Annotated in this window: 3 protein-coding genes; all 3 read left to right on the top strand. The window is 62.6% G+C overall.

The window, feature by feature from the left end:
• Window positions 1–721: 4-hydroxythreonine-4-phosphate dehydrogenase PdxA (pdxA, locus tag WBF74_RS14175; RefSeq protein ID WP_424441049.1), on the top strand; the 721-nt coding region annotated here is incomplete at its 5' end.
• Window positions 703–1,563 carry a 16S rRNA (adenine(1518)-N(6)/adenine(1519)-N(6))-dimethyltransferase RsmA gene (gene rsmA / locus WBF74_RS14170; RefSeq protein ID WP_424441047.1) on the top strand — a complete coding sequence of 287 codons (861 nt, stop codon included), beginning with the start codon at window positions 703–705 and terminating at the stop codon, window positions 1,561–1,563. The genes pdxA and rsmA, both read left to right, overlap by 19 nt.
• 86 nt (window positions 1,564–1,649) lie before the next feature.
• Window positions 1,650–2,699 carry an alcohol dehydrogenase gene (locus WBF74_RS14165; RefSeq protein ID WP_424441045.1) on the top strand — a complete coding sequence of 350 codons (1,050 nt, stop codon included), beginning with the start codon at window positions 1,650–1,652 and terminating at the stop codon, window positions 2,697–2,699.
• The last annotated feature ends 47 nt before the right edge of the window (window positions 2,700–2,746 follow it).

The raw sequence follows: 2,746 nt of genomic DNA, 5'->3' as shown, positions 1-2,746 counted from the left end.
GAAAGCGGTGATGGATGCAATCAACCTCGCCGCGCAGCTTTGCATCTCGGGTCAGGCTGGTGGCATGGTCACCAACCCCATTCACAAGCGCGCGCTTTATGATGCGGGCCTTTCCGTTCCGGGGCATACGGAATATCTGGCAGACCTCTGCGGCGGGACCACGCCGGTGATGATGCTCTCCTGCTTTGACCTGCGCGTTGTGCCTGTGACGGTCCATCTCCCGCTCCAGAAGGTCGTCGGGCAGCTGACGCGCGAGACCATTATCGAGCAGGGGCAGATCCTCGCTGCCGCGCTGCAAACCGATTTCTCGATCCCTCACCCGCGCATTGCGGTTGCAGCCCTCAATCCCCATGCTGGCGAGGAAGGGCGGCTTGGCCGCGAGGAAATCGACATCATCGCACCCGCCATCAAGGCACTGAGCGACAACAATACCGGCGCTAACTTCACCGGGCCTCACCCCGCCGACACGCTGTTCCATGCAGCCGCGCGGAAAAATTACGATGCGGTTCTCTGCATGTATCACGATCAGGCCCTGATCCCGCTCAAGACGATTGATTTCGAGAATGGCGTCAACACGACGCTGGGGCTTCCCATCGTGCGCACATCGCCGGACCACGGCACCGCACTCGACATTGCGGGCAAGGGCATGGCACATCCCGGCAGTCTCATTGCCGCCATCAGGGCCGCCGGCGACATGGCCGCATGCAGGGCACGCCAGTGAGCCTCTCGGACCTGCCACCGCTCCGCGAGGTCATCGCGAAACACGGGCTTTCTGCGCAGAAGTCCCTCGGCCAGAACTTCCTGCTTGATCTCAACCTCACAGGCCGCATTGCCCGCGCTGCGGGGCCGCTTGAGGGCCATGATGTTGTCGAGGTTGGTCCCGGACCGGGTGGCCTGACCCGCGCCCTGCTCGAGAATGGTGCGCGACGGGTGATTGCCATTGAGCGCGATCCCCGCTGCATCGCCGCGCTCGAGGAAATCTCTGCGGCTTGCCCCGGCAGGCTCGCCATCATCGAGGGCGATGCGCTGACGACGGATATGCGTGCTCTTGTGGAAGGTCCGGCACGGATCGTTGCCAACCTTCCTTACAATATCGGAACGCCGCTTCTCGTCGGCTGGTTGCAGACCGAGCCGTGGCCACCCTGGTATGAAAGCCTCACCCTCATGTTCCAGCGAGAGGTCGCAGAGCGCATCACCGCTCTGCCCGGCAGCAAGGCCTATGGCCGCCTTGGTGTGCTGGCACAGTGGCGCACGCAGGCGCGGATCCTGTTCAACGTGGACAAGCGTGCCTTTACGCCGCCGCCCTCCATCACTTCCTCTGTCGTGGAGTTGGTGCCGCGCGCGCAGCCGTTGGCCGAAGCGCCGCCGCGCATGCTCGAACGCATAGTGGCCGCCGCATTCGGCCAGCGCCGGAAGATGCTGCGGGCGAGCCTCAAATCGCTGGGCCTCGGAGACCCTGCCGGCTTTATCGAAGCAGCCGGCATTTCCCCGACGCAGCGCGCGGAAGAGCTTTCGGTCGAGGAGTTCTGCGCCCTTGCCCGGGCTGTCTCTGCCCTCGATTAAAGCGCCTCGCAATGGTTGTCCGGCATGCTCGCTCGTGGCACATTGCGATCAAATCACAATGACAAATGTTCCCCTGGAGACGTCTCATGAAGTCCGAAGCAATCGTCGAATATGGCCAGCCGCTGCAGCTTGTTGAAAGCGCGACGCCGGAGCCCAAGGGAACGGAAGTGCTTCTGAAGGTCACGCATTGCGGCGTGTGCCATTCGGACGTGCATATCCATGACGGCCATTTCGACATGGGCGGCGGCAACAAACTCGATGTGCGCGCGGGACGCCAGCTTCCCTTTACGCTTGGCCATGAAATCGAAGGTGAAATCATCGCAGCCGGGCCGGATGCTGAAGGGGTGACGATAGGGGATCGCGTCGTTGCCTTCCCGTGGATCGGCTGCGGCGAGTGCCCGACCTGCAACCGGGGTGACGAACATCTCTGCAACAAACCGCGTGCGCTTGGTATTCAGGTGGCGGGCGGTTATGCGACGCATGTTCTCGTGCCGCATCCGCGCTATCTGCTCGACTATACGGGCGTGCCTGAAGGGCTGGCCGCGACCTATATGTGCTCGGGCCTCACCGCCTATAGCGCCATGAAGAAGCTCGGCGACATCAGCCCGGAAGAGCGCGTCATGGTGGTCGGCCTTGGCGGTGTCGGTATGATGGGCCTGCAATTCGCAAAAGCACTCTTTCCTGCCGCACCGCTCGGCGCAGATGTGGACGACAACAAGCTGCAATCGGCGCGCGGCGCAGGTGCGCATGAGGTTTACAACCCGAAGGACGAAGACGCGATCCGCAAGGTGCTCGCCGACACGAATGGCGGCGTGCCCGCTGCTGTCGATTTCGTCGGCTCGGAAGCCTCTCTCAAGTTCGCGACCAGTGTTGTGCGCAAGGGCGGCAAGGTGATCGTGGTAGGCCTTTTCGGCGGTGGCTTCGCCATGCCGATCCCCCTCTTCCCCATGCGCGCCATCTCCATCGGCGGCTCCTATGTCGGCTCGCTTGAGGAAACCAAGGAGATGATGGAACTGGTGAAAGCCGGCAAGATCGACCCCATCCCCGTCAGCACCCGCCGGCTGGGCGAAGGCTCGAAATCACTGGACGATCTGCGCAATGGCACCGTGATGGGCCGGGTGGTGCTGAAGCCGTAAATAGGCCGAAAAATTACCCCTTGCCACGCAACTTATTGAAGTGCTCG

Source organism: Parvibaculum sp. (assembly GCF_049672805.1).
In the GTDB taxonomy this organism is placed as follows: Bacteria; Pseudomonadota; Alphaproteobacteria; order Parvibaculales; family Parvibaculaceae; genus Parvibaculum.
This window is presented reverse-complemented; position numbering and strand designations above follow the sequence as displayed.